We start from the raw sequence: 20,960 nt of genomic DNA on the forward strand, positions 1-20,960 counted from the left end.
GAGCGGGCTTGCCCGCGATGAGGCCGGGTTAGGCGCCGACGATTCCGCCGTCTTCACGGGTAATGGCAATCACCGAAGACCGCGGCTTTCCGTTCGGCAAGTGCTCAGGGAAGGTCGAACCGCCGTTCTCCCCCGGATGCTGAATCCCGACAAACAACGTTTTCTGGTCCGGCGAAAAACTGATCCCCGTCACCTCACAACCAATCGGCCCGACCATGAACCGACGAATCTCCCCGGTCTCCGGGTCGGCGCAGAGCATCTGGTTGTTGCCCATGCCGGCGAAATCACCGGCATTGCTCGAATCGCCGTCGGTTTGAATCCACAGCCGCCCGGCATCATCGAAAGCCAGCCCATCCGGACTGTTGAACATGTTTTGCGGCGTGATGTTCGACGAGCCGCCCTTCGGCGTACCGGCATGCACTTGCGGGTTGCCGGCAACAACGAACAGGTCCCAGGCAAAGGTGTTCGAGGCGTGGTCGTCGCGGTCGGTGCGCCAGCGCAGGATCTGCCCGTAGACATTCTTCTCGCGTGGGTTCGGCCCGCCCACCGGTTGCCCGTCTTCGCCGCGCTTGGCGTTGTTGGTCAGGGTGCAGTAAACCTGGCCGTCCTTGGGGCTGACGACAATCCATTCCGGGCGGTCCATACGCGTGGCCTTCACCACACTGGCGGCCAGACGCGCGTGAATCAGCACTTGGCCCTGGTCGGCAAAACCGCTGCTGGCGTCGATGCCGTTTTTGCCGTGGGTCAGTTCGATCCATTGCCCTTGGCCCTTGGGGTGATCGGCATTGCCGTCGCCGGCGTCGAAACGAGCCACGTACAGGGTGCCGTGGTCCAGCAGGTCGCGGTTGGCCTTGGGGTTCTGGTGATTGATCTTGTCGCGGCTGACGAACTTGTAGATGAACTCGCCGCGCTCATCATCGCCCATGTAGACCACGGCGCGGCCGTCCGTGGTTTCGGCCAGGGCGGCGTTTTCATGTTTGAAACGGCCCAGTGCGGTGCGCTTGACCGGTGTCGATTGCGGATCGAACGGGTCGATCTCGACCACCCAGCCGTGACGGTTGAGTTCGTTGGGATTGTGCGCCAGGTCGAAGCGCGGATCGTGTTGATGCCAATTGATGTCTTTACTGGTCGCCACCACGCCGTAGCGTTTTTGTGCGGCATCGAATTTCTGTTCGGCATCGCTGCTGCCAAAGCAGTCGGTGAAGTTCTCTTCGCAGGTCAGGTAGGTGCCCCACGGCGTCTTGCCGTTGGCGCAGTTCTGGAACGTGCCGAGGACTGTCTTGCCTTGCGCATCGGCACGGGTTTTCAGCAGTTCGTGACCGGCGGCCGGGCCGCTCAGCTTGATCGGCGAATTGCCATGAATGCGCCGGTTATAGCGCGAGCCCTGGACAAACTGCCAATGACCCTTGTCGCGCTGCACCTCGATCACCGATACGCCTTCGCAGGCCAGGGCCTTGTGCACTTCCTGTGCTGATTGCGGCATGCCGGCGTGGGGGTAGAGGTAACGGTAGTTGGTGTATTCGTTGTTGATCGCCATCAGCGCCCGGTTGTTGTCATCGGGGAAGGCGAACAGGCTCATGCCGTCGTTGTTGTCGCCGAACTGGACTTCCTGATGCTCGGCGGTGCCGTTGCCACTCACGTCGAACGCCGGGCCGTTTTTCTGCAGGGGCTGACCCCAACTGATCAGAACCGAAGACTTGTAGCCGGGTGGCAGGCTGATTGCGTCGCTGGTCGCGGCGGGAATACTTTCGAAACCCAGCAACCGGCTGGTGCCGGCGCTGACACTGGCGGCCAGCACGCTGCGGCTCAGCAGGTTGCCGCCGAGGAACATGGCGGCACCGCACAAGGCGCCTGCGCTGATAAAGCCACGACGGCTGAGGCCGACCATGCGTTCGAGGTCGGTGGACTGGTTTTCTTCTAATAGGCTCACATCAGGCTCCCTGCGATTTTTGCAGTCACCTTAATGGCGGGCGATGAAGCTTTTGTTGCAGTTGTATTTAAAGTGGCGTGCCGAGCAATACGTTGGAGGGCGAGAACTGCGCGCGTACCGGTGTTCCGCGGGTCAGCTTGCGAGATTGCAAATGCCGGGGCTCGGCCAGCGCGCAGAGGGTCTGGCCATTAGGCAGGCCGATTCGCACTTCGCAGGGGCCGTCTTCGGCATCGAGGATCTCCTCGATCACGCCTTCGAGGCAATTGTGTCCTGGTGTTGCTTCGTCGTCGCTGCCGAGCACATCGAGCCATCCGGCCTTGATCAGGGCGACGACTTCGGTACCGGTTTGCAGGTCCAGGCGCACGGTGCTGTCGTGGGTGATCTGCGCCTCGATGCTCAAGCCTTCGGCCAGTTCAAGGCGAACCCGATCGTTGTGGCCCTGGGTTTCAATGGCCGCTATTTTTCCGTGCAACTGATTGCGTGCGCTGGTCCTGAGCATCAGGCGACCGAGCAGGTCAAGGTCGCTGGCGTCTTCAGCGGCTTCCAGTACCTGGGCTTGCAGCGCCTGCAGCTTTTGATAAAGGCGCAGCACACGCTCGCCTTCGGCGGAGAGTTTTGCGCCACCGCCGCCTTTGCCGCCGACACTGCGTTCCACCAGCGGTTTCTGCGCAAGGTTGTTCAGCTCATCGATGGCATCCCAGGCGGCTTTGTAGCTCAAGCCCGCGCTTTTCGCCGCGCGGGTGATAGACCCCTGCTCAGCGATGTGTTGCAGCAGGGCAATGCGTTGCGGGCGACGGACAATGTGCTGGGACAACAACGTAGGCAAGGACATGGCAGGACGCTTTGGGCTATGACGATGGTGAGGACGTTGGCGGCTCGGGGCCCGGGAGTCAAGTCACGGCGACTCGCCAGGTTTGGGTGTGCGCGCCAGGCAATAGACGTCGACGCGTGTGGCGCCTGCGTCCATCAGCAGGTGAGCCAGTGCTTGCGCCGTGGCACCAGTGGTCAGTACGTCGTCCACCAGCGCCAGGTGGCGCCCCTTCACTGATGCGTCGGGTGCCAGGGCGAAGGCGTGGCGGAGGTTCTTTTTGCGTGCCTGGGCGTTCAGGTCTTGCTGGGCATTGGTGTCCTGAGGCCTCGATAGCAGCCGTTCATCGCAAGGTAGGTCGAGGTGCTCGCTGAGCCAACGCGCCAGCATCACGGCCTGGTTGAAGCCGCGTTGGCGCAGGCGCCGGGTCGCCATCGGCACGGGTACCAGCACCTCGGGTTGCGGCAGGTCATCGTCGAAGCGATGTTGCAGCGATTGAGCAAGAAGTTCGCCGAGCAGGTGGCCAAAGGGCCATTTCGCGCTGTGCTTGAAGCGGGTAATCAGGCTGTCGACCGGGAAGCTGTAAGTCCAGGGCGCGACCACCTGCTCGAAGGCCGGCGGCTGCATGAGGCATTGGCCGCACGTCATGCCGGCGGCGGGCAAGGGCAGGGCGCAGGTCTGACAGTGATCGCCGAGCCAGGGCAACTCGGTTTCGCAGCCCATGCAAATGGGCGTAGCGCCATCGGCGGCTTCATTGCACAGCAAACAGTGTTGATTGTTTTTTAACCAGATGTAAACCTGCCTATCGTATCGTGGTTGACAGCGCATGACTCTTCCTTAAATATGCCGAAACACCTGTGATGCGCCGGCGGAAATTCCATTTCCCGGTCGCCTGCCAAAGCATAAAACAAAGGAAACGCCCATGAGCGCCAGCACCTCTGCAACTTTGCGTCATGACTGGTCTTTGGCCGAAGTCAAAGCACTCTTCGTTCAGCCATTCAATGACCTGTTGTTCCAGGCGCAGACGGTGCACCGCGCGCATTTCGACGCCAACCGCGTCCAAGTATCGACCCTGCTGTCGATCAAGACCGGTGCTTGCCCGGAAGATTGCAAATATTGTCCGCAGTCCGGTCACTACAACACCGGCCTGGAAAAAGAAAAGCTGATGGAAGTGCAGAAGGTCCTCGAAGAGGCCGCGCGTGCCAAGGCGATCGGGTCGACCCGTTTCTGCATGGGCGCGGCGTGGAAACACCCGTCGGCCAAGGACATGCCTTACGTGCTGAAGATGGTTGAAGGCGTCAAGGCCCTTGGCCTGGAAACCTGCATGACCCTCGGTCGCCTCGATCAGGACCAGACCGAAGCGCTGGCAAAGGCCGGCCTCGACTACTACAACCACAACCTCGACACCTCGCCTGAGTTCTACGGCAGCATCATCACCACCCGCACTTACAGCGAGCGCCTGCAGACCCTGGCCTACGTACGTGAATCGGGGATGAAGATCTGCTCCGGTGGCATCCTCGGCATGGGCGAATCCCTCGATGACCGTGCCAACCTGCTGATCCAGCTGGCCAACCTGCCGGAGCATCCGGAGTCGGTACCGATCAACATGCTGGTGAAAGTCGCCGGCACGCCGCTGGAAAATGCCGACGACGTCGACCCGTTCGACTTCATCCGCATGCTCGCGGTCGCGCGAATTCTCATGCCAAAATCCCACGTGCGCCTGTCCGCTGGCCGCGAAGCCATGAACGAGCAGATGCAGGCCCTGGCCTTCTTCGCTGGCGCCAACTCGATTTTCTACGGCGAGAAACTGCTGACCACCGCCAACCCGCAGGCCGACAAGGACATGCAACTGTTCGCGCGCTTGGGGATCCTGCCGGAAGCCCGCGAAGAACACGCCGACGAAGTGCATCAGGCCGCCATTGAACAGGCGCTGGTGGAGCAGAAGAGCAGCGAGCAGTTTTATAACGCGGCTGTTTGATCTCCGATCCTTCTGAAGAAATGATCCTTCTGAAGAAATGCAAAACCCCTGTAGGAGCGAGCCTGCTCGCGATTGCGGTATGACATCCAATAACGATGTCGACTGACACACCGCCATCGCGAGCAGGCTCACTCCTACAAGGGATCTGTGTCATCTGAAAGTCGAGGCCTGCATGTCTTTTGATCTCGCCGCACGCCTGGCTGCCCGTCGTGCTGAAAACCTCTACCGCCAACGTCCATTGCTCGAAAGCCCGCAAGGCCCGCAAGTAGTGGTCGATGGCCAGCCATTGCTGGCGTTCTGCAACAACGATTACCTGGGCCTGGCCAATCACCCACAGGTGATCGAAGCCTGGCGCGCAGGGGCTGCGAAGTGGGGCGTGGGTGGCGGGGCTTCGCATCTGGTCATCGGCCATAGCGGTCCGCATCACGCCCTGGAAGAAGCTTTGGCCGACCTCACCGGTCGCCCGCGTGCCCTGCTGTTCACCACCGGCTACATGGCCAATCTCGGGGCGGTCACGGCGCTGGTGGGGCAGGGCGATACGGTGCTGGAGGACCGGCTCAATCACGCCTCGTTGCTGGACGCGGGCCTCTTGTCCGGGGCACGTTTCAATCGTTACTTGCACAACGACGCGGCGAGCCTGGCCAATCGTCTTGAGAAAGCCATCGGCAATACGCTGGTCGTCACCGACGGTGTCTTCAGCATGGACGGCGACATCGCCGATCTGCCGGCGCTGGCGCGAGAAGCCAAGGCCAAAGGTGCGTGGTTGATGGTCGATGACGCCCACGGTTTCGGCCCGCTGGGCGCCCATGGCGGCGGGAGCGTCGAGCATTTCGGCCTGGGCATGGATGACGTGCCGGTACTGGTCGGCACGCTCGGCAAGGCGTTCGGAACGGCGGGTGCTTTTGTGGCCGGCAGCGAAGAGTTGATCGAGAGCCTGATACAGTTCGCTCGCCCCTACATCTACACCACCAGCCAGCCACCGGCCCTGGCCTGTGCGACCCTCAAAAGTCTGGAACTGCTGCGCAGCGAGCATTGGCGCCGCGAGCATTTGCAGACGCTGATCCGCCAGTTTCGCCAGGGCGCCGAACAAATCGGCCTGGAGTTGATGGACAGCTTCACGCCGATCCAGCCGATCATGATCGGTGACGCCGGGCGCGCGGTGCGCTTGTCGCAGATGCTGCGCGAACGCGGCTTGATGGTGAGCGCGATCCGCCCGCCCACCGTGCCGGCCGGCAGTGCCCGACTGCGCGTGACCCTGACCGCCGCCCATAGCGAGGCGCAAGTACAGCTATTGTTAGAGGGACTGGCCGATTGTTACCAACGACTGGGAGCGGAGCCTGGCCATGCGTGATCGACTGATTCTGCTGCCCGGCTGGGGCCTCGGAATTTCACCGCTGCAACCCTTGGCCGCAGCCTTGCAGGGCCTGGATGAACACCTGCGAGTCGAAATCGAGCCGCTGCCGGAGCTGGAGTCGAGCAATCTTGAGCACTGGCTCGATGAACTCGACGCCAGCGTGCCACAGGACGCATGGCTGGGCGGGTGGTCGCTGGGTGGCATGCTCGCGTCCGAATTGGCGGCGCGCCGTGGCGACCGTTGCTGTGGCCTGCTGACCCTGGCGAGCAACCCTTCTTTTGTAAGCCATGAACAATGGCCAAGCGCAATGCCCGGCGAAACGTTCGATGCCTTCCTGGCGGGTTGCGCTGCCGATCCGCGCATGACCTTGAAGCGCTTTTCATTGCTCTGCGCCCAAGGTGGGGAAGATCCGCGCGGCCTGTCGAGGCTATTGCTCGCGGGCGCGCCACATTCCACGGCGGCCGTGCTGATGAGTGGCCTGGAGTTGCTCGCGCAACTGGACACCCGCCAGGCGCTGCAGACCTTCCGCGGTCCGCAATTGCATCTGTTTGCCGGCCTCGACGGACTGGTGCCGGCCGAAGCCGCCGAGGCGTTACTGGCGTTGCTGCCGGATGTCGAAATCGGCCTGATCGAACAGGCCGGCCACGGGTTTCTCCTGGAAAATCCCCACGGTGTCGCGGGGGCGATCCAGGCCTTTTTGCATGAGTGCGGCGATGACTGATTTATCCTTTCCAAAATTGCCCGGTGGTTTGCCCGACAAGCGCCAGGTAGCCGCCTCGTTTTCCCGTGCAGCGGCAAGCTACGACAGCGTGGCCGAGTTGCAGCGCGATGTGGGCAGCCAGCTGCTGCACCGTTTGCCGCAGGCGTTCGTGCCCCGGCGCTGGCTCGATCTTGGATGCGGCACCGGCTATTTCAGTCGTGCGCTGGGTGAGCGGTTTCCTGGCGGCCAGGGCGTGGCTCTGGACATCGCCGAAGGCATGCTCAATCACGCCCGGCCGTTGGGTGGGGCTGCGCACTTCATCGCCGGCGACGCCGAGCGAATGCCGTTGCGCGATGCAACGTGCGACCTGATTTTCTCCAGCCTGGCCGTGCAGTGGTGCGCGGACTTCGCGTCGGTGCTCAGCGAAGCGCATCGGGTGCTCAAGCCGGGCGGTGTCTTTGCATTTGCTAGTCTCTGTGTGGGCACGTTGTTCGAGCTGCGTGACAGCTGGCGTCAGGTGGATGGCATGGTGCACGTCAACCGCTTCCGCGAGTTCAACGTTTATCAACAGCTGTGCGCGGCCAGCGGCTTGCGGGCGATCAGCCTGGAAAACCAGGCGCATGTGCTGCATTACCCGGACGTGCGCAGCCTGACCCACGAACTCAAGGCCTTGGGGGCGCACAACCTGAACCCCGGGCGTCCGGGCGGCTTGACCGGTCGGGCGCGGATTCTCGGCCTGGTCGAGGCTTATGAGCAGTTTCGTCAGGCCCAAGGCCTGCCGGCGACTTATCAAGTGGTGTACGCCGTTTTGGAGAAACCCTTATGAGCTTCGCGTATTTCATCACCGGTACCGACACCGATGTCGGAAAAACCACGATTGCCGCAGGTCTGTTGAATGCCGCGCGCTCAGCCGGGTTAAGCACGGCAGCGGGCAAGCCGGTGGCCTCTGGTTGCTCGGTGACGCCCAAGGGCCTGCGCAATGCCGACGCTCTGGCCCTGCTGGCGGAGTGTTCGGTGCCCTTGACCTACCCCCAGGTCAATCCGGTGGCGCTGGAACCGGCGATTGCGCCGCACCTGGCCGCGCGTGAGGCCGGCATTGCGTTGACCGTGCAATCGCTGCTGACTCCGATGCAACAGATACTCGACATGCAGGCCGACTTCACCCTGATCGAGGGGGCTGGAGGCTGGCGCGTGCCCTTGGCGGACCAGGACAACCTGTCGGACCTGGCGAAGGCGCTGGACTTGCCGGTCATCCTGGTGGTCGGCGTGCGCCTGGGGTGCATCAACCACGCATTGCTGACGGCCGAGGCGATTGCCCGGGACGGTTTGCAGCTGGCGGGATGGGTGGCGAACATCATCGATCCGAAAACCTCGCGCCTGGAAGAAAACCTCGCGACACTCGCCGAACGCCTGCCAGCACCCTGCCTGGGCCGGGTGCCCAAGCTCAAGGTGGTCACGGCCGAAGCGGTGGCGGAGCACCTGCAACTGGACCTTTTGGACTAGGTATTGGCTATGGCACGGCACGGTGCCATTAGCGTTTTTGACGGGCGATTTCTCGGTATGTCTGCTTCAATGAGTGTTGATGGCTCTTTGACCATTGATGTCTCTTTTAGCAAGGACGAGCAATTCCATGGAAATCTCGGGAAATACCGCTTTTTATGCCGGCCTGAGTACGGTTCAGGCGGGGCAGAACCGTGTCGACCAAGCCGCGGGACAAATCGCCAATACGACGATCGAGCGTTCGGTGACCAGCCAGTCTTCCGAAGCTCAGGTCGATCGCCTGCGTTCGGTCGACCGCAGCCGGCAATCGGACCTCGTCAGCCATAGCATCGAAATGGCCGAAGGCCGGTTCCAGGTGGAGCTGGGCGCCAAAGTCGCCAAGGCTTCCGATGAAGTGCTCGGCACCCTGATCGACACCTACGCCTGAACTCACGCTGAAAGCGCACCGTCCGGCGGTACGCTTTCAGCGTGAGTCCTGTCCCCATCTTTTTTCTCGCGCTGCGCGTTGCTCGTGCAATGGCGTCAGGCTCGCGTGCGCGCTGATTGGTCATGGAATGACGAATGGCAAAAGATCGGTGCTTGACAAGATTTAGGCGTAAACGTATGTTTCAAACAACTGTTTGATCGTTTCGACAACGGTCGCTCACTCCCGGTTACATCAGCAGAGGTTTATCGCTATGCCTGACTACAAGGCCCCCTTGCGTGATATTCGCTTCGTTCGTGACGAACTGCTCGGCTACGAAGCGCACTATCAGAGCCTTCCGGCTTGTGCAGACGCAACTCCAGACATGGTTGACGCCATTCTCGAAGAAGGCGCCAAGTTTTGTGAGCAGGTGCTGGCTCCGCTGAACCGCGTGGGTGACACCGAAGGCTGCACCTGGAGCGAGTCCGGCGTTAAAACCCCGACCGGTTTCAAAGAGGCCTACAAGCAATTCGTCGAAGGCGGCTGGCCAAGCCTGGCCCACGACGTCGAGCACGGCGGCCAAGGCCTGCCGGAATCCCTGGGTCTGGCAGTCAGCGAAATGGTCGGCGAAGCCAACTGGTCGTGGGGCATGTACCCAGGCCTGTCCCATGGCGCGATGAACACCATCTCCGAGCACGGCACGCCTGAGCAACAAGAGGCTTACCTGACCAAGCTGGTCTCCGGCGAATGGACCGGCACCATGTGCCTGACCGAACCGCACTGCGGCACCGACCTGGGCATGCTGCGCACCAAGGCCGAGCCTCAGGCCGACGGCTCCTACAAAGTGTCCGGCACCAAGATCTTCATCTCGGCCGGTGAACACGATATGGCCGACAACATCGTGCACATCGTGCTGGCCCGCCTGCCGGATGCACCGGCTGGCACCAAAGGCATTTCGCTGTTCATCGTGCCGAAGTTCCTGCCGAACGCCGATGGTTCGATCGGTGCACGTAACGCCGTGTCCTGTGGTTCCCTGGAACACAAGATGGGCATCCACGGCAACGCCACCTGCGTGATGAACTTCGACGCGGCCACCGGTTACCTGATTGGCCCGGCGAACAAAGGCCTGAACTGCATGTTCACCTTCATGAACACCGCACGTCTGGGTACCGCGCTGCAAGGCCTGGCCCACGCCGAAATCGGTTTCCAGGGTGGCCTGAAATACGCTCGCGATCGCCTGCAAATGCGCTCGCTGACTGGCCCGAAAGCGCCAGAGAAAGCCGCTGACCCGATCATCGTGCACCCGGATGTACGTCGCATGCTGTTGACCATGAAGGCATTCGCCGAAGGCAACCGCGCGATGGTCTACTTCACCGCCAAGCAAGTCGACATCGTCAAGTACGGCGTGGACGAGGAAGAGAAGAAGAAGGCCGATGCACTGCTGGCGTTCATGACCCCGATCGCCAAGGCCTTCATGACCGAAGTCGGTTTCGAATCGGCCAACCACGGTGTGCAAATCTACGGCGGCCACGGCTTCATCGCCGAGTGGGGCATGGAGCAGAACGTTCGCGACAGCCGCATTTCGATGCTGTACGAAGGCACCACCGGCATCCAGGCACTCGACCTGCTGGGCCGCAAAGTGCTGATGACTCAAGGCGAAGCCCTCAAGGGCTTCACCAAGATCGTCCACAAGTTCTGCCAGACCAACGAAGGCAACGAAGCTGTCAAAGAGTTCGTCGCGCCGCTGGCTGCACTGAACAAGGAATGGGGCGAGCTGACCATGAAGGTCGGTATGGCCGCCATGAAAGATCGCGAAGAAGTCGGCGCGGCCTCCGTGGACTACCTGATGTACTCCGGTTACGCCTGCCTGGCCTACTTCTGGGCTGACATGGCACGCCTGGCTGCCGAGAAACTGGCTGCCGGCACGTCCGACGAGGCGTTCTACAACGCCAAGCTGCAGACTGCGCGCTTCTACTTCCAGCGTATCCTGCCGCGCACCCGCACTCACGTTGCAACCATGCTGTCGGGCGCCAACAACCTGATGGACATGAAAGAAGAGGACTTCGCGCTGGGCTACTAAGTCTTAACGCCGTTCTTCAAAAAAACCGCTGTTCCTTTGGGAGCAGCGGTTTTTTTTGTTCAGAGGTTTTTATTGAATAAAAATCTCGACAATTGACTCAGTAAGTCGGGGTTGGTGCCGTTACAGTTGTTGGCACATTGCCATCAATTGATATGACGGGTCGGAGCCTTACCTTTGCCGCGTTCTTCCCCTATGCGTGTGAGTCATTTTTTGCCGTCCTTACTGCTGTTACTGGCGGGGCTCGCGGCTGCCTACATCAAGGACTTGAACGTTTTCTTCACGTCGCTGTTCAACGTGCTGCCAACCCTGGTGCTGTTACTTGGCGGTGCCTACTGTGCGGTTTACCGACGTCAGCGTGAGCTGTTTCTGATGGTCACGGTGTACATCGCCTACTTCCTGCTCGACACCCAGACCGATTACTACCGTGACAACGGCAAGGTGCGTGACGACGCCGCGGTGGTGTTCCATTTGTGTTGCCTGCTGTTGCCGTTGCTGTTCGGCGTATTCGCCGCCTGGCAGGAGCGTACGCATCTGTTCCAGGACATGGTCGCCCGTTTCGCCGTGTTGCTGGCGGTCGGCAGCGTTGCATTGGCGCTTGAACAAAGTTACCCACAGCCGTTGCTGACGTGGCTGTCACAGATTCGCTGGCCAGCCTTGCACGGCGCCTGGATGAGCCTGATCCAGCTGTCCTATCCGGTGTTCATCGCAGCGTTCGGGCTGCTGGCCTACCAGTATTGGCGCCACCCCAGACCCCTGCATGCGGCGCAGCTGGTGGGATTGCTCGGGCTGTTCTGGATGTTGCCGAAAACCTTCATCCTGCCTTTCACCCTGAACATCATGTGCAGCCAGGTGATGCTGATGATCGCCGCCGCCGTTGCCCATGAGGCCTATCAAATGGCCTTCCGTGACGAACTGACCGGGCTGCCGGGGCGCCGAGCGTTGAATGAGCGCATGCAGCGCCTGGGGCGCAATTATGTGTTGGCCATGAGTGACGTCGACCACTTCAAGAAATTCAACGACACCCACGGCCATGACGTGGGTGACCAGGTGTTGCGACTGGTCGCCAGCAAGCTGTCGAAAATCGGCGGCGGCGGTAAGGCCTATCGCTATGGCGGTGAGGAATTCGCCCTGGTGTTTGCCGGCAAGAGCCTCGAAGAGTGCATGCCGCACCTGGAAGACATTCGCGAATCCATCGCCACCTACAACATTCGTCTGCGCAACCAGGACAGCCGTCCACAGGATGACAATCAGGGCCGCCAGCGCCGCGCCGGCGCCAGTGCCTCGAGTGTGTCGGTGACTGTCAGCATCGGCGTTGCCGAACGCGTGGAGCAGCGCACGCCCGAGCGAGTGCTCAAGTCCGCTGACGAAGCGCTTTACAGTGCCAAGGGCGCCGGGCGCAATTGCGTGATGGCGTTCGGGCAGAACCGCCGTGGTGCCGTGCGCATGGGCGCCGCTGCGGTTGAGTGATGACGGCGCATTCAGCGTCTGGACTGTCATTGTGAAGGGCGAGGCGGCGGCAGTAGGTTTGAGTCATCTACCGCCGGAGAAATGACCATGCCCGCCTACAAGGCCCCCCTGCGCGACATGCGCTTTCTGATTGACCACGTCTTCGATTTTCACCGCAACTACGCAAACCTCGGCGCCTGCGATGCCAGCCCGGACATGGTCAGTGCGATCCTCGAAGAGGGCGCCAGATTCTGTGAGAACGTGCTGTCGCCACTCAACCGTAGCGGCGACGAAGAGGGCTGCCATTTCGACAACGGTGTGGTCACCACGCCCGCCGGTTTCAAGCAGGCTTTCGCCCAATATGTCGAGGGTGGCTGGCATGGCCTGGCGGCTGATCCGGCCTATGGCGGCCAGGGCCTGCCCGGCTCACTGGGGCTGGTCATCAGCGAGATGGTGGGGTCGAGCAACACGTCCTGGGGCATGTACCCCGGCCTGACGCACGGGGCCATGTCGGCGATCCACGCCCATGGCACTCACGAACAGAAACAAACCTACCTGAGCAAACTTACCGCCGGCCAATGGACGGGCACCATGTGCTTGACCGAAGCCCATTGCGGCACCGACCTGGGTATCATTAAGACCCGCGCCGTGCCGCAGGCCGACGGCAGTTACGCAATCACCGGCAGCAAGATTTTCATCTCCGCCGGCGAGCACGACATGAGCGCCAACATCATTCACCTGGTACTGGCGAAGCTGCCGGATGCACCGGCGGGGACCAAGGGCATTTCACTGTTTATCGTGCCCAAGTTCCTGCCGGATGCCGCGGGTGAGGCGGGCGAGCGTAATGGGGTTTCCTGTGGTTCCATCGAGCACAAGATGGGGATCAAGGCCTCGGCTACCTGCGTGCTGAACTTCGACGGGGCCAAGGGCTTTTTGATCGGGGAGGCGAACAAGGGCCTCAACTGCATGTTCACCATGATGAACCACGCGCGGCTCGGCACGGGCATGCAGGGCTTGTGTCTGGGCGAGGCGAGTTTCCAGGGTGCGATCAAGTACGCCAACGACCGTTTGCAGATGCGCGCACTGACAGGTCCCAAAGCACCGGAAAAAGCCGCCGACCCGATCATCGTGCATCCGGATGTACGTCGGATGCTGCTGACCATGAAAGCCTTCAACGAAGGCAACCGGGCCCTGACTTACTTCACTGCGCAGTTGCTCGACGTTGCGCACCTGAGCGCGGATGCAACGGCGCGCCAGGACGCCGAAGATCTGCTGGCGTTCCTGACGCCGATCTGCAAAGCCTTCATGACCGAAACCGGACTGGAAGTGACCAACCATGGCATGCAGGTGTTCGGTGGCCACGGCTTCATCCGTGAATGGGGTATGGAACAGCTGGTGCGCGACTGCCGGATCGCGCCGATCTATGAGGGCACCAACGGCATCCAGGCGCTGGACCTGCTCGGGCGCAAAGTTCTCGGCAGTCAGGGCAAGTTGCTGCGCGGTTTCACTAAAATCGTCCACAAGTTCTGTGCGGCGAACGCTGAGCATCCGCAGTTGGCCGGTTATGTGGCGCAACTCAACAAGTTGAATCAGCAGTGGGGCGAACTGACCACCAAGGTCGGCATGGCCGCAATGAAAAATCCGGATGAAGTCGGCGCCGCGTCGGTGGATTACCTGATGTACAGCGGGTACATCATCCTCGGCTACCTGTGGTTGCGCATGGCGTTGGTGGCGCAGGCGCAGCTTGATGCCGGCAATGGCGATGCGGATTTCTGCCGGGCCAAACTGGCGACCAGCGAGTTTTACTTCAAGCGCTTGTTGCCGCGGACCGACGCTCATCGGGTGGCGATCGAAGCGGGGAGTGAATGCCTGATGCAGTTGCCGGCGGAGTTGTTTGCCCTCTGACGGCTTTTCTGTAGGAGCGAGCATGCTCGCGATGGGCGTCAACGATAACGCTGGAAGCCAGGTGCCCCGAGGCGCCCTCAGGTTTATCGCGAGCAGGCTCGCTCCTACAATTCTTACGTTTCTCCTCTGTATCTGCTGATGACTAAAAATTACAAAACAGTCATGTGCTGACCCTATGTGTCGCAAAAGTTGTTGGGTTACACTCGGACCCAAAGAAAACATCTTTCCTACGAACCACCTGTTTAGATCTTGCGAGGTTTGCCATGGCTGACTACAAAGCGCCCCTGCGCGATATGCGCTTCGTCCTCAATGAAGTATTCGAGGTCGCCAAACTCTGGGCCGAGCTGCCAGCACTGGCCGATTCCATTGATGCTGAAACAGTCGAAGCCATTCTCGAAGAAGCCGGCAAGGTCACCAGTAAAAGCGTCGCGCCGCTGAGCCGTGCGGCTGACGAGGAAGGTTGCCACTGGGCGGACGGTGCCGTCACCACGCCGGCAGGTTTCCCACAGGCTTACCAGACCTACGCTGAAGGCGGTTGGGTCGGTGTTGGTGGCGATCCGGCCTACGGTGGCATGGGTATGCCCAAGGCCGTTTCGGCCCAGGTCGAAGAAATGGTCAACTCGGCCAGTCTGGCGTTCGGCCTGTACCCGATGCTGACCGCCGGTGCTTGCCTGTCGATCAATGCCCACGCCAGTGAAGAACTGAAGGCCGCCTACCTGCCGAACATGTACGCCGGGGTCTGGGCCGGTTCCATGTGCCTGACCGAACCGCATGCCGGTACCGACCTGGGGATTATCCGCACCAAGGCCGAGCCTCAGCCTGACGGTTCCTACAAGGTCAGCGGCACCAAGATCTTCATCACCGGCGGCGAACACGACCTGACCGAAAACATCATCCACCTGGTGCTGGCCAAGTTGCCGGATGCACCGGCTGGACCTAAAGGGATTTCGCTGTTCCTGGTGCCCAAGTTCATGGTCAATGCCGATGGCAGCCTGGGCGCGCGCAACCCGGCAAACTGCGGCTCGATCGAGCACAAGATGGGCATCCAGGCCTCTGCGACCTGCGTGATGAACTTCGACGAAGCCGTGGGTTACCTGGTCGGCGAGCCGAACAAAGGCCTGGCGGCGATGTTCACCATGATGAACTACGAGCGTCTGGGTGTGGGTATCCAGGGCCTGGCCACCGGCGAGCGCTCTTATCAGAATGCCGTCGAGTACGCCCGCGATCGTCTGCAGAGCCGTTCGCCGACCGGCGCGCAGAACAAAGACAAAGTCGCTGACCCGATCATCGTCCACCCGGACGTGCGTCGCATGTTGCTGACCATGAAAGCCTCGAACGAAGGCGGCCGTGCATTCTCCACCTACGTGGCCATGCAACTGGACACCGCCAAGTTCAGCGAAGACGCCACCACGCGCAAGCGCGCAGAAGACCTGGTGGCCTTGCTGACCCCGGTGGCCAAGGCGTTCCTCACCGATCTGGGCCTGGAAACCACGGTTCACGGCCAGCAGGTGTTCGGCGGCCACGGCTACATCCGTGAGTGGGGCCAGGAGCAACTGGTGCGCGACGTGCGTATCACCCAGATCTACGAAGGCACCAATGGCATTCAGGCGTTGGACCTGGTGGGGCGCAAGATCGTCGGCAGCGGCGGGGCGTTCTACAATCTGTTTGCCGACGAGATTCGCCACTTCACCGCAACGGCCAGCGCTGACCTGGCAGAGTTCACCAAGCCGCTCAACGATGCGGTGACGACCCTGGATGAGCTGACGGCATGGCTGCTGGACCGGGCGAAAAACAACCCGAATGAAATCGGTGCGGCGTCGGTCGAGTACCTGCAGGTATTTGGCTACGTGGCCTATGCCTACATGTGGGCATTGATGGCCAAGGCCGCCTTGGGCAAAGAAACCCAGGACGATTTCTACGCCAGCAAACTGGGCACCGCACGCTTCTATTTCGCCCGCTTGCTGCCGCGTATTCACTCGTTGAGCGCGTCGGTGAAGGCCGGTAGCGAATCGCTGTTCCTGCTGGATGCCGGGCAATTCTGATGTTGTAACCTGATGTAAGCATTCTCTTACATGACGTGCTGCTGTTCTCCCATAGTCGTAAATTGGATCCACGGCTAATCTACCTCTCATGGACGTAGTGCAGGAAGCGCAAAGTAACAACACGGACACGTAGGATTCTGCCAGGACGGCGGAGTGAAATGGATGTCAGGGAAACAGTCTGCAAAGCCCCGCTTCGGCGGGGTTTTCTTTTGTCTCGAGAAAAGTGTTCAGCTCAGGCCATCCAGTGCCGGCGGGCTGTTCAAGCGCTCATCCGGTCGATTGATCACCTCCTCCAGCAACGTGCGCAGCAAGGCCAGCGATGCCTGTTGCCGTTGCACATCGCGACAGACCAACCCGACTTTGAGCGGCACCCGCGGCTCGCTCAGGGGTTTCCACAACAGTTCCTGGTTGCCGTGGGTCTTCTGCGAGCGTCCAGGCAGCACCGTCGCCAGTCGCGTGTGCGGCAGGCTGTCGAGTATACCGGCCATGTTGTTCAGCTCGGCCTGCACCTGCGGACGTCGTCCCAGGCTGGCCAGTTGTGCCTGCCAGATCTGCCGTATCTGAAACTCTTCACCCAGCAGCAGCATCGGCAGTTCGGCGGCCTGGCTCATGGAGACTTTCTTGAATTCGCGCAAGGGATGGTCCGCCGGGATGACCAGTGTCAGTTCGTCCTCGTACAACAGCACCCCATGCAGGCCCGGCTGACGTGGTGGCAAGTAACCGATGCCGATGTCCAGCGAACCATTGAGCAGGCGCCGCTCGATTTCCAGCCCCGTCAGTTCATAGATCTGCACCACCAGATGGGGCTGCGCCTTGCGCACCCGTTCGAGCATTTGTGGTACCAGGCTGGTGTGCACGGTTTGCAGTACGCCAATGGCCAGGGTGCGCAGCGCGTGCCCCTTGAAGTTGCCCAGAGCTTCGCGTGCCCGTTGCAGACCATCGAGCAAGGGCAGGGCATGGTTGTACAGCGTATGGGCCGCAAGGGTCGGCAACAGGCGTTTGCTGCTGCGTTCGAACAGGCTCACATCGAGGGTTTGTTCGAGCTGGCGGATCTGCTGGGACAGCGCCGGCTGGGAAATGGACAGCCGCTCGGCCGCCCGGCCCACATGGCCTTCTTCGTAGACCGCGACGAAATAACGCAGTTGCTTGAAATCCATAAGTAATGCTTATCGAAAATGCTGGGAAATCGAAATGGCTCATCGCCTTGGCTGAGCCTAGTCTAACCGCATTCACACGGCTTACAGGGCCCCGGAACGCGATGAACATCCTTTGCTTCGATGACGTTTGCATAGGTAACGCAAAAAACCTGCTGCGAGGGTTGAACCGATGAATCTGTTCAGCCTGCGTCGAAACGCGCCCAGTCTCGATGATTTGCTCGTAGACAATTGCTCCCCATCCAGGGACGACAATCTTTGCAGCGAGTACCTGATGCCCAGTGTCGATCGGCCCCAACAGGTTTTTGCCCGCGGCCAGGGTTCCTGGTTGTGGGACAGCGATGACCGTGCCTATCTGGATTTCTCCCAGGGCGGCGGCGCCAACAGCCTCGGCCACAGCCCCAAGGCGCTGGTCAGTGCCATTACCGCGCAGGCGCAAGCGCTGATCAATCCCGGTTTCGCCCTGCATAACCGCGGCATGCTCAAGCTCGCCGAGCGACTGTGTGCCAGCACGGGCAGCGACCAGGCGTACCTGCTCAACAGTGGCAGCGAAGCCTGTGAGGCGGCGATCAAGCTGGCGCGCAAATGGGGTCAGTGCCATCGCGGTGGCGCTTCGCGGATCATCGTGGCCAACCAGGCTTGCCATGGTCGTAGCCTGGGGACGATTTCGGCGTCGGACGGTTCGACCCTGGTCAACCGTTTCGAGCCGCAGCTTCCTGGCTTCAGCCGCGTCCCCTTCAATGATCTTGCGGCGCTGAATGCGGCGGTGGATGAACGGACCGTGGCGATCATGCTCGAGCCAATCCAGAGTGAAGCCGGGGTGATTGCGGCCACTGCGCATTACATCAAGGGGGCCGAGCGCCTGTGCCGCGAGCTGGGCATCCTGCTGATCTTCGACGAAGTGCAAACCGGTATCGGTCGCTGTGGCAGCTTGCTGGCAGAGCAGTCCTACGGCGTGCGGGCCGATATTGTCGTGCTCGGCAAAGGGCTTGGCGGTGGCGTACCGGTGGCGGCGCTGCTGGCGCGCGGCAAGGCCTGCTGCTTCGAAACGGGAGAAATGAGCGGTACCCATCATGGCAATGCGCTGCTGAGCGCGGCCGGCCTGGCGGTGCTCGACAGCGTGCAGGACAAAGGCTTTCTCGAGCATGTCGGGGAGATGGCACAGCACCTGCGCGAAGGCCTGCAGCGTTTGTCCCATCGTTACGGCCACGGCGAATTACGCGGACAAGGGCTGCTCTGGGGGCTGACCCTGTCGGACGACTCGGCTGACGCCGTGATCAAGGCCGCGTTGTACGAAGGGCTGTTGCTCGATGCGCCGCAAGCCGATTGCCTGCGATTCACCCCGGCGCTGACGGTCTCCAAATCCAACATCGATGAAATGCTGCTGCGCCTGGCCCGCGCCTTCTCTCGCGTGCGCACTGCACAGCTGCAATGCCGTAAAGGGATTGCCGTCTGAGCGCACGCTTGCTGCACGAATTCCCGAACCGTCTCGCGGTATAACGCACGCCCCACGCCTGATTCTTTTGGCGTGGGGCGTTTTTTTGTGGCGGTTGCATCGTTCAGAAACATCGCCTGAATACACTGGCTTGTGAACCCTGACCAACGGTACAGGTCGATAAGTTATGGGCTCGCGTGAGCCCACTTCAATCAGGAGCTGCGCCCATGGACTTTATCCGCATCATCATCGCCATTCTGTTGCCGCCACTGGGTGTGTTCCTGCAAGTGGGGTTCGGCGGAGCGTTCTGGCTGAACATTTTGCTGACGCTCTGCGGCTACATTCCCGGGATCGTGCATGCGGTGTACATCATTGCCAAGCGTTGAGGTGTTTTAATTGGCGGACGCCATCACCCGCCGATAGAACAACCACTCCTGCTCCAGCGCATGCGCCTGGTTGCCGGCTTTGCGAAAACCGTGGCGTTCGTCCGCGTAGTAATGGGCTTCGACCAGAATGCCGTTGTGCTGCAGGGCCTCGACCATGTCGCGGGTCTGCTGCGGCACCACCACGGCGTCCAGTTCGCCTTGAAAGAAGATCACCGGCACGCGGATGTTGCCGGCATGCAGTAACGGCGTGCGGGCGGCGTAGCGTTCGGCATCCTGTTGTGGATCACCGATCAGCCAGTCCAGATAGTCGCCCTCGAACTTGTGCGTCGCCCGGCCCAGCGCCACCGGGTCGCTGACCCCGTAAAGACTGGCGCCGGCACGAAACACCTGGTGAAACGCCAGCGCGCACAGCGCCGTGTAGCCGCCAGCGCTGCCACCGCGAATGAAGGCCTGGTGGCCGTCGATCAAACCACGCTCGGCGAGGTGGCTGACCACTGCACAAGCGTCTTCGACATCGACTTCGCCCCAGCGCAAATGGAGGGCCTGGCGATAGTCCCGGCCGTAACCGCTGCTGCCGCGATAGTTGAGATCGGCCACGGCGAAACCGCGTTGCGCCCAGTACTGGATGCGCGGATCGAGCATCGGATAACACGCCGAGGTCGGGCCGCCATGGATGAACACCACCAGTGGCGGCTTGGTGTCGCCGGTCATCGCCGGGTAGAAGAAGCCGTGGGCTTCACCCGAACCGCTTGGGTAGCGCAGGGTTTGCGGGCGGCTGATTTGCTCGGCGGGCAGCGGTGCAATACCGCCGGCGAGGACGTTCACTTGCCGGGTCTGGCGATCGATGGCGATCACCGCCGCTGAACTGACGGGGGAGGCGGCAATGCAGTAGATGAACTGATCATCCACGGCAAGATGACGGAAGCGGCTGTAATCACCGGTATAGTCGTCGCAGGCGCTGGCGCAAAGCCCCAATCGGCCGAAGCCGTCCTCTGTCCAGCTGGCGAGGTAGCTGTCATCGCTCAGGGGTAACCAGGTGCAACCGCCCAGTTGCCAAGGGGCCGGGCCGTGATCGGCAGCGGCGCTCGGCAATGGTGCCAGGCCATCGGCCGATTCCATCCAAGGCTGCCAGAAACCAGCGCGATCGGTCAGGCAGAACAAGCGACCGTTACCATCGAAGCGAGGTTGTTGCAGCGACTCTTGCGCCTGGTCGCCAGCCACGCAGCAGGGTGCCGCGAAGCCGCCATCGGCCTGGCGTTGGGCGACCATCAAGCGGGTCGCGGTCCAGGGCTGATCCGGGCGACTCCACTCGATCCAGGCCAGGCGTTGCGCATCGGGGCTCAAGGTCGGTGCGGCGTAGAAATCCGCGCCTTCGGCCAACAAGTGCCGCGCGCCATCTGCCAGGTCGATCGCCACAAGGCGGTGTTCATTGCGGTTTTCCTCAACCGCCAACACCTGGCCGTTGGCGAACTGCAAATCGCCGTATCGACACACGCCTGACGTCAGCACCTCGGGAGTCTCGCCTTGCAGTGATTGGCGATACAGCTGCTGATCGGCCTCGTTGACGAAGACCACACCGTCGTCGGTCAGGCAAAACGCACCACCGCCATATTCGTACACCCGACTGCGCACGCTGAACGGGGGGGGCGTCAGGCAGTTGGCCACGTCATCACGACAGTGCCAGATCCGACACGCGGCATCCTCCGGGCGGTATTCGTTCCAGAACAAGCCATGGGGGCCGACCTGCAGCTCGGCAAAATCGATGCCGGCGGCGACGGCGTTGGCGGCGCTGAAGGGTTCAGCTTTTGGCGATGAGGCGTGAGTTTCGTTCATTGCGAA

At 61.4% G+C, this 20,960-nt stretch carries 17 protein-coding genes; 12 read left to right on the forward strand and 5 right to left on the reverse strand.

Going from position 1 to position 20,960, the window contains the following annotated elements:
• Positions 1-28 precede the first annotated feature (28 nt).
• The 3 genes from PMI35_RS31255 to PMI35_RS31245 all read right to left on the reverse strand — a co-directional run bounded on the left by PMI35_RS31255 (position 29) and on the right by PMI35_RS31245 (position 3,566).
• Complete coding sequence (locus PMI35_RS31255; RefSeq protein WP_008054542.1) at positions 29-1,930, reverse strand: PhoX family protein; 1,902 nt, start codon at positions 1,928-1,930, stop codon at positions 29-31.
• A 67-nt stretch (positions 1,931-1,997) separates the two neighbouring features.
• On the reverse strand, positions 1,998-2,762 hold the full coding sequence (locus PMI35_RS31250) for a TOBE domain-containing protein (protein ID WP_008054543.1): 765 nt from the start codon (positions 2,760-2,762) through the stop codon (positions 1,998-2,000).
• A gap of 63 nt (positions 2,763-2,825) precedes the next feature.
• Positions 2,826-3,566 carry a ComF family protein gene (locus PMI35_RS31245; RefSeq protein WP_008054544.1) on the reverse strand — a complete coding sequence of 247 codons (741 nt, stop codon included), beginning with the start codon at positions 3,564-3,566 and terminating at the stop codon, positions 2,826-2,828.
• A gap of 94 nt (positions 3,567-3,660) precedes the next feature.
• Between PMI35_RS31245 and bioB the strand changes: the two genes are divergently transcribed.
• The 10 genes from bioB (at position 3,661) to PMI35_RS31195 (ending at position 16,146) form a co-directional block, all read left to right on the forward strand.
• Entirely contained in the window at positions 3,661-4,716 is a 1,056-nt protein-coding gene (gene bioB / locus PMI35_RS31240) for a biotin synthase BioB (RefSeq protein ID WP_008054545.1), read from the forward strand.
• Between the two features lie 172 nt (positions 4,717-4,888).
• Complete coding sequence (gene bioF, locus PMI35_RS31235; protein WP_008054547.1) at positions 4,889-6,067, forward strand: 8-amino-7-oxononanoate synthase; 1,179 nt, start codon at positions 4,889-4,891, stop codon at positions 6,065-6,067.
• Positions 6,060-6,791: an alpha/beta fold hydrolase gene (locus tag PMI35_RS31230; protein WP_008054549.1), complete on the forward strand. Its 732-nt coding sequence runs from the start codon at positions 6,060-6,062 to the stop codon at positions 6,789-6,791. Before bioF ends, PMI35_RS31230 begins: the two co-directional genes overlap by 8 nt.
• Positions 6,784-7,596, forward strand: a complete 813-nt coding sequence (bioC, locus tag PMI35_RS31225; protein ID WP_008054551.1) for a malonyl-ACP O-methyltransferase BioC — start codon at positions 6,784-6,786, stop codon at positions 7,594-7,596. The genes PMI35_RS31230 and bioC overlap by 8 nt, the downstream gene beginning before the upstream one ends.
• On the forward strand, positions 7,593-8,273 hold the full coding sequence (bioD, locus tag PMI35_RS31220) for a dethiobiotin synthase (protein WP_008054553.1): 681 nt from the start codon (positions 7,593-7,595) through the stop codon (positions 8,271-8,273). Before bioC ends, bioD begins: the two co-directional genes overlap by 4 nt.
• 127 nt (positions 8,274-8,400) lie before the next feature.
• Entirely contained in the window at positions 8,401-8,697 is a 297-nt protein-coding gene (locus PMI35_RS31215) for a hypothetical protein (RefSeq protein ID WP_008054554.1), read from the forward strand.
• A 250-nt stretch (positions 8,698-8,947) separates the two neighbouring features.
• Complete coding sequence (locus PMI35_RS31210; protein ID WP_008054555.1) at positions 8,948-10,753, forward strand: phenylacyl-CoA dehydrogenase; 1,806 nt, start codon at positions 8,948-8,950, stop codon at positions 10,751-10,753.
• 174 nt (positions 10,754-10,927) lie between these two features.
• Positions 10,928-12,220, forward strand: a complete 1,293-nt coding sequence (locus PMI35_RS31205) for a GGDEF domain-containing protein (protein ID WP_008054556.1) — start codon at positions 10,928-10,930, stop codon at positions 12,218-12,220.
• 87 nt (positions 12,221-12,307) lie between these two features.
• Positions 12,308-14,104 carry an acyl-CoA dehydrogenase C-terminal domain-containing protein gene (locus PMI35_RS31200; RefSeq protein WP_008054557.1) on the forward strand — a complete coding sequence of 599 codons (1,797 nt, stop codon included), beginning with the start codon at positions 12,308-12,310 and terminating at the stop codon, positions 14,102-14,104.
• A gap of 263 nt (positions 14,105-14,367) precedes the next feature.
• Positions 14,368-16,146: an acyl-CoA dehydrogenase C-terminal domain-containing protein gene (locus tag PMI35_RS31195; protein ID WP_008054559.1), complete on the forward strand. Its 1,779-nt coding sequence runs from the start codon at positions 14,368-14,370 to the stop codon at positions 16,144-16,146.
• Positions 16,147-16,373: 227 nt separating this feature from the next.
• On the opposite strand, the gene PMI35_RS31190 is transcribed toward PMI35_RS31195, so the two are convergent.
• A complete protein-coding gene (locus PMI35_RS31190) occupies positions 16,374-17,303 on the reverse strand; it encodes a LysR family transcriptional regulator (protein ID WP_008054561.1) in 930 nt (309 codons plus the stop codon).
• A gap of 169 nt (positions 17,304-17,472) precedes the next feature.
• Between PMI35_RS31190 and PMI35_RS31185 the strand changes: the two genes are divergently transcribed.
• Positions 17,473-18,756, forward strand: a complete 1,284-nt coding sequence (locus tag PMI35_RS31185) for an aspartate aminotransferase family protein (protein WP_008054563.1) — start codon at positions 17,473-17,475, stop codon at positions 18,754-18,756.
• A gap of 206 nt (positions 18,757-18,962) precedes the next feature.
• Positions 18,963-19,121, forward strand: a complete 159-nt coding sequence (locus PMI35_RS33465) for a YqaE/Pmp3 family membrane protein (protein ID WP_003228885.1) — start codon at positions 18,963-18,965, stop codon at positions 19,119-19,121.
• Between the two features lie 6 nt (positions 19,122-19,127).
• Here the strand turns inward: PMI35_RS33465 and PMI35_RS31175 are convergent, their stop codons facing one another.
• On the reverse strand, positions 19,128-20,954 hold the full coding sequence (locus tag PMI35_RS31175) for a S9 family peptidase (RefSeq protein WP_032831245.1): 1,827 nt from the start codon (positions 20,952-20,954) through the stop codon (positions 19,128-19,130).
• Between the last annotated feature and the right edge of the window lie 6 nt (positions 20,955-20,960).

Source organism: Pseudomonas sp. GM78 (genome assembly GCF_000282475.1).
In the GTDB taxonomy this organism is placed as follows: Bacteria; Pseudomonadota; Gammaproteobacteria; order Pseudomonadales; family Pseudomonadaceae; genus Aquipseudomonas.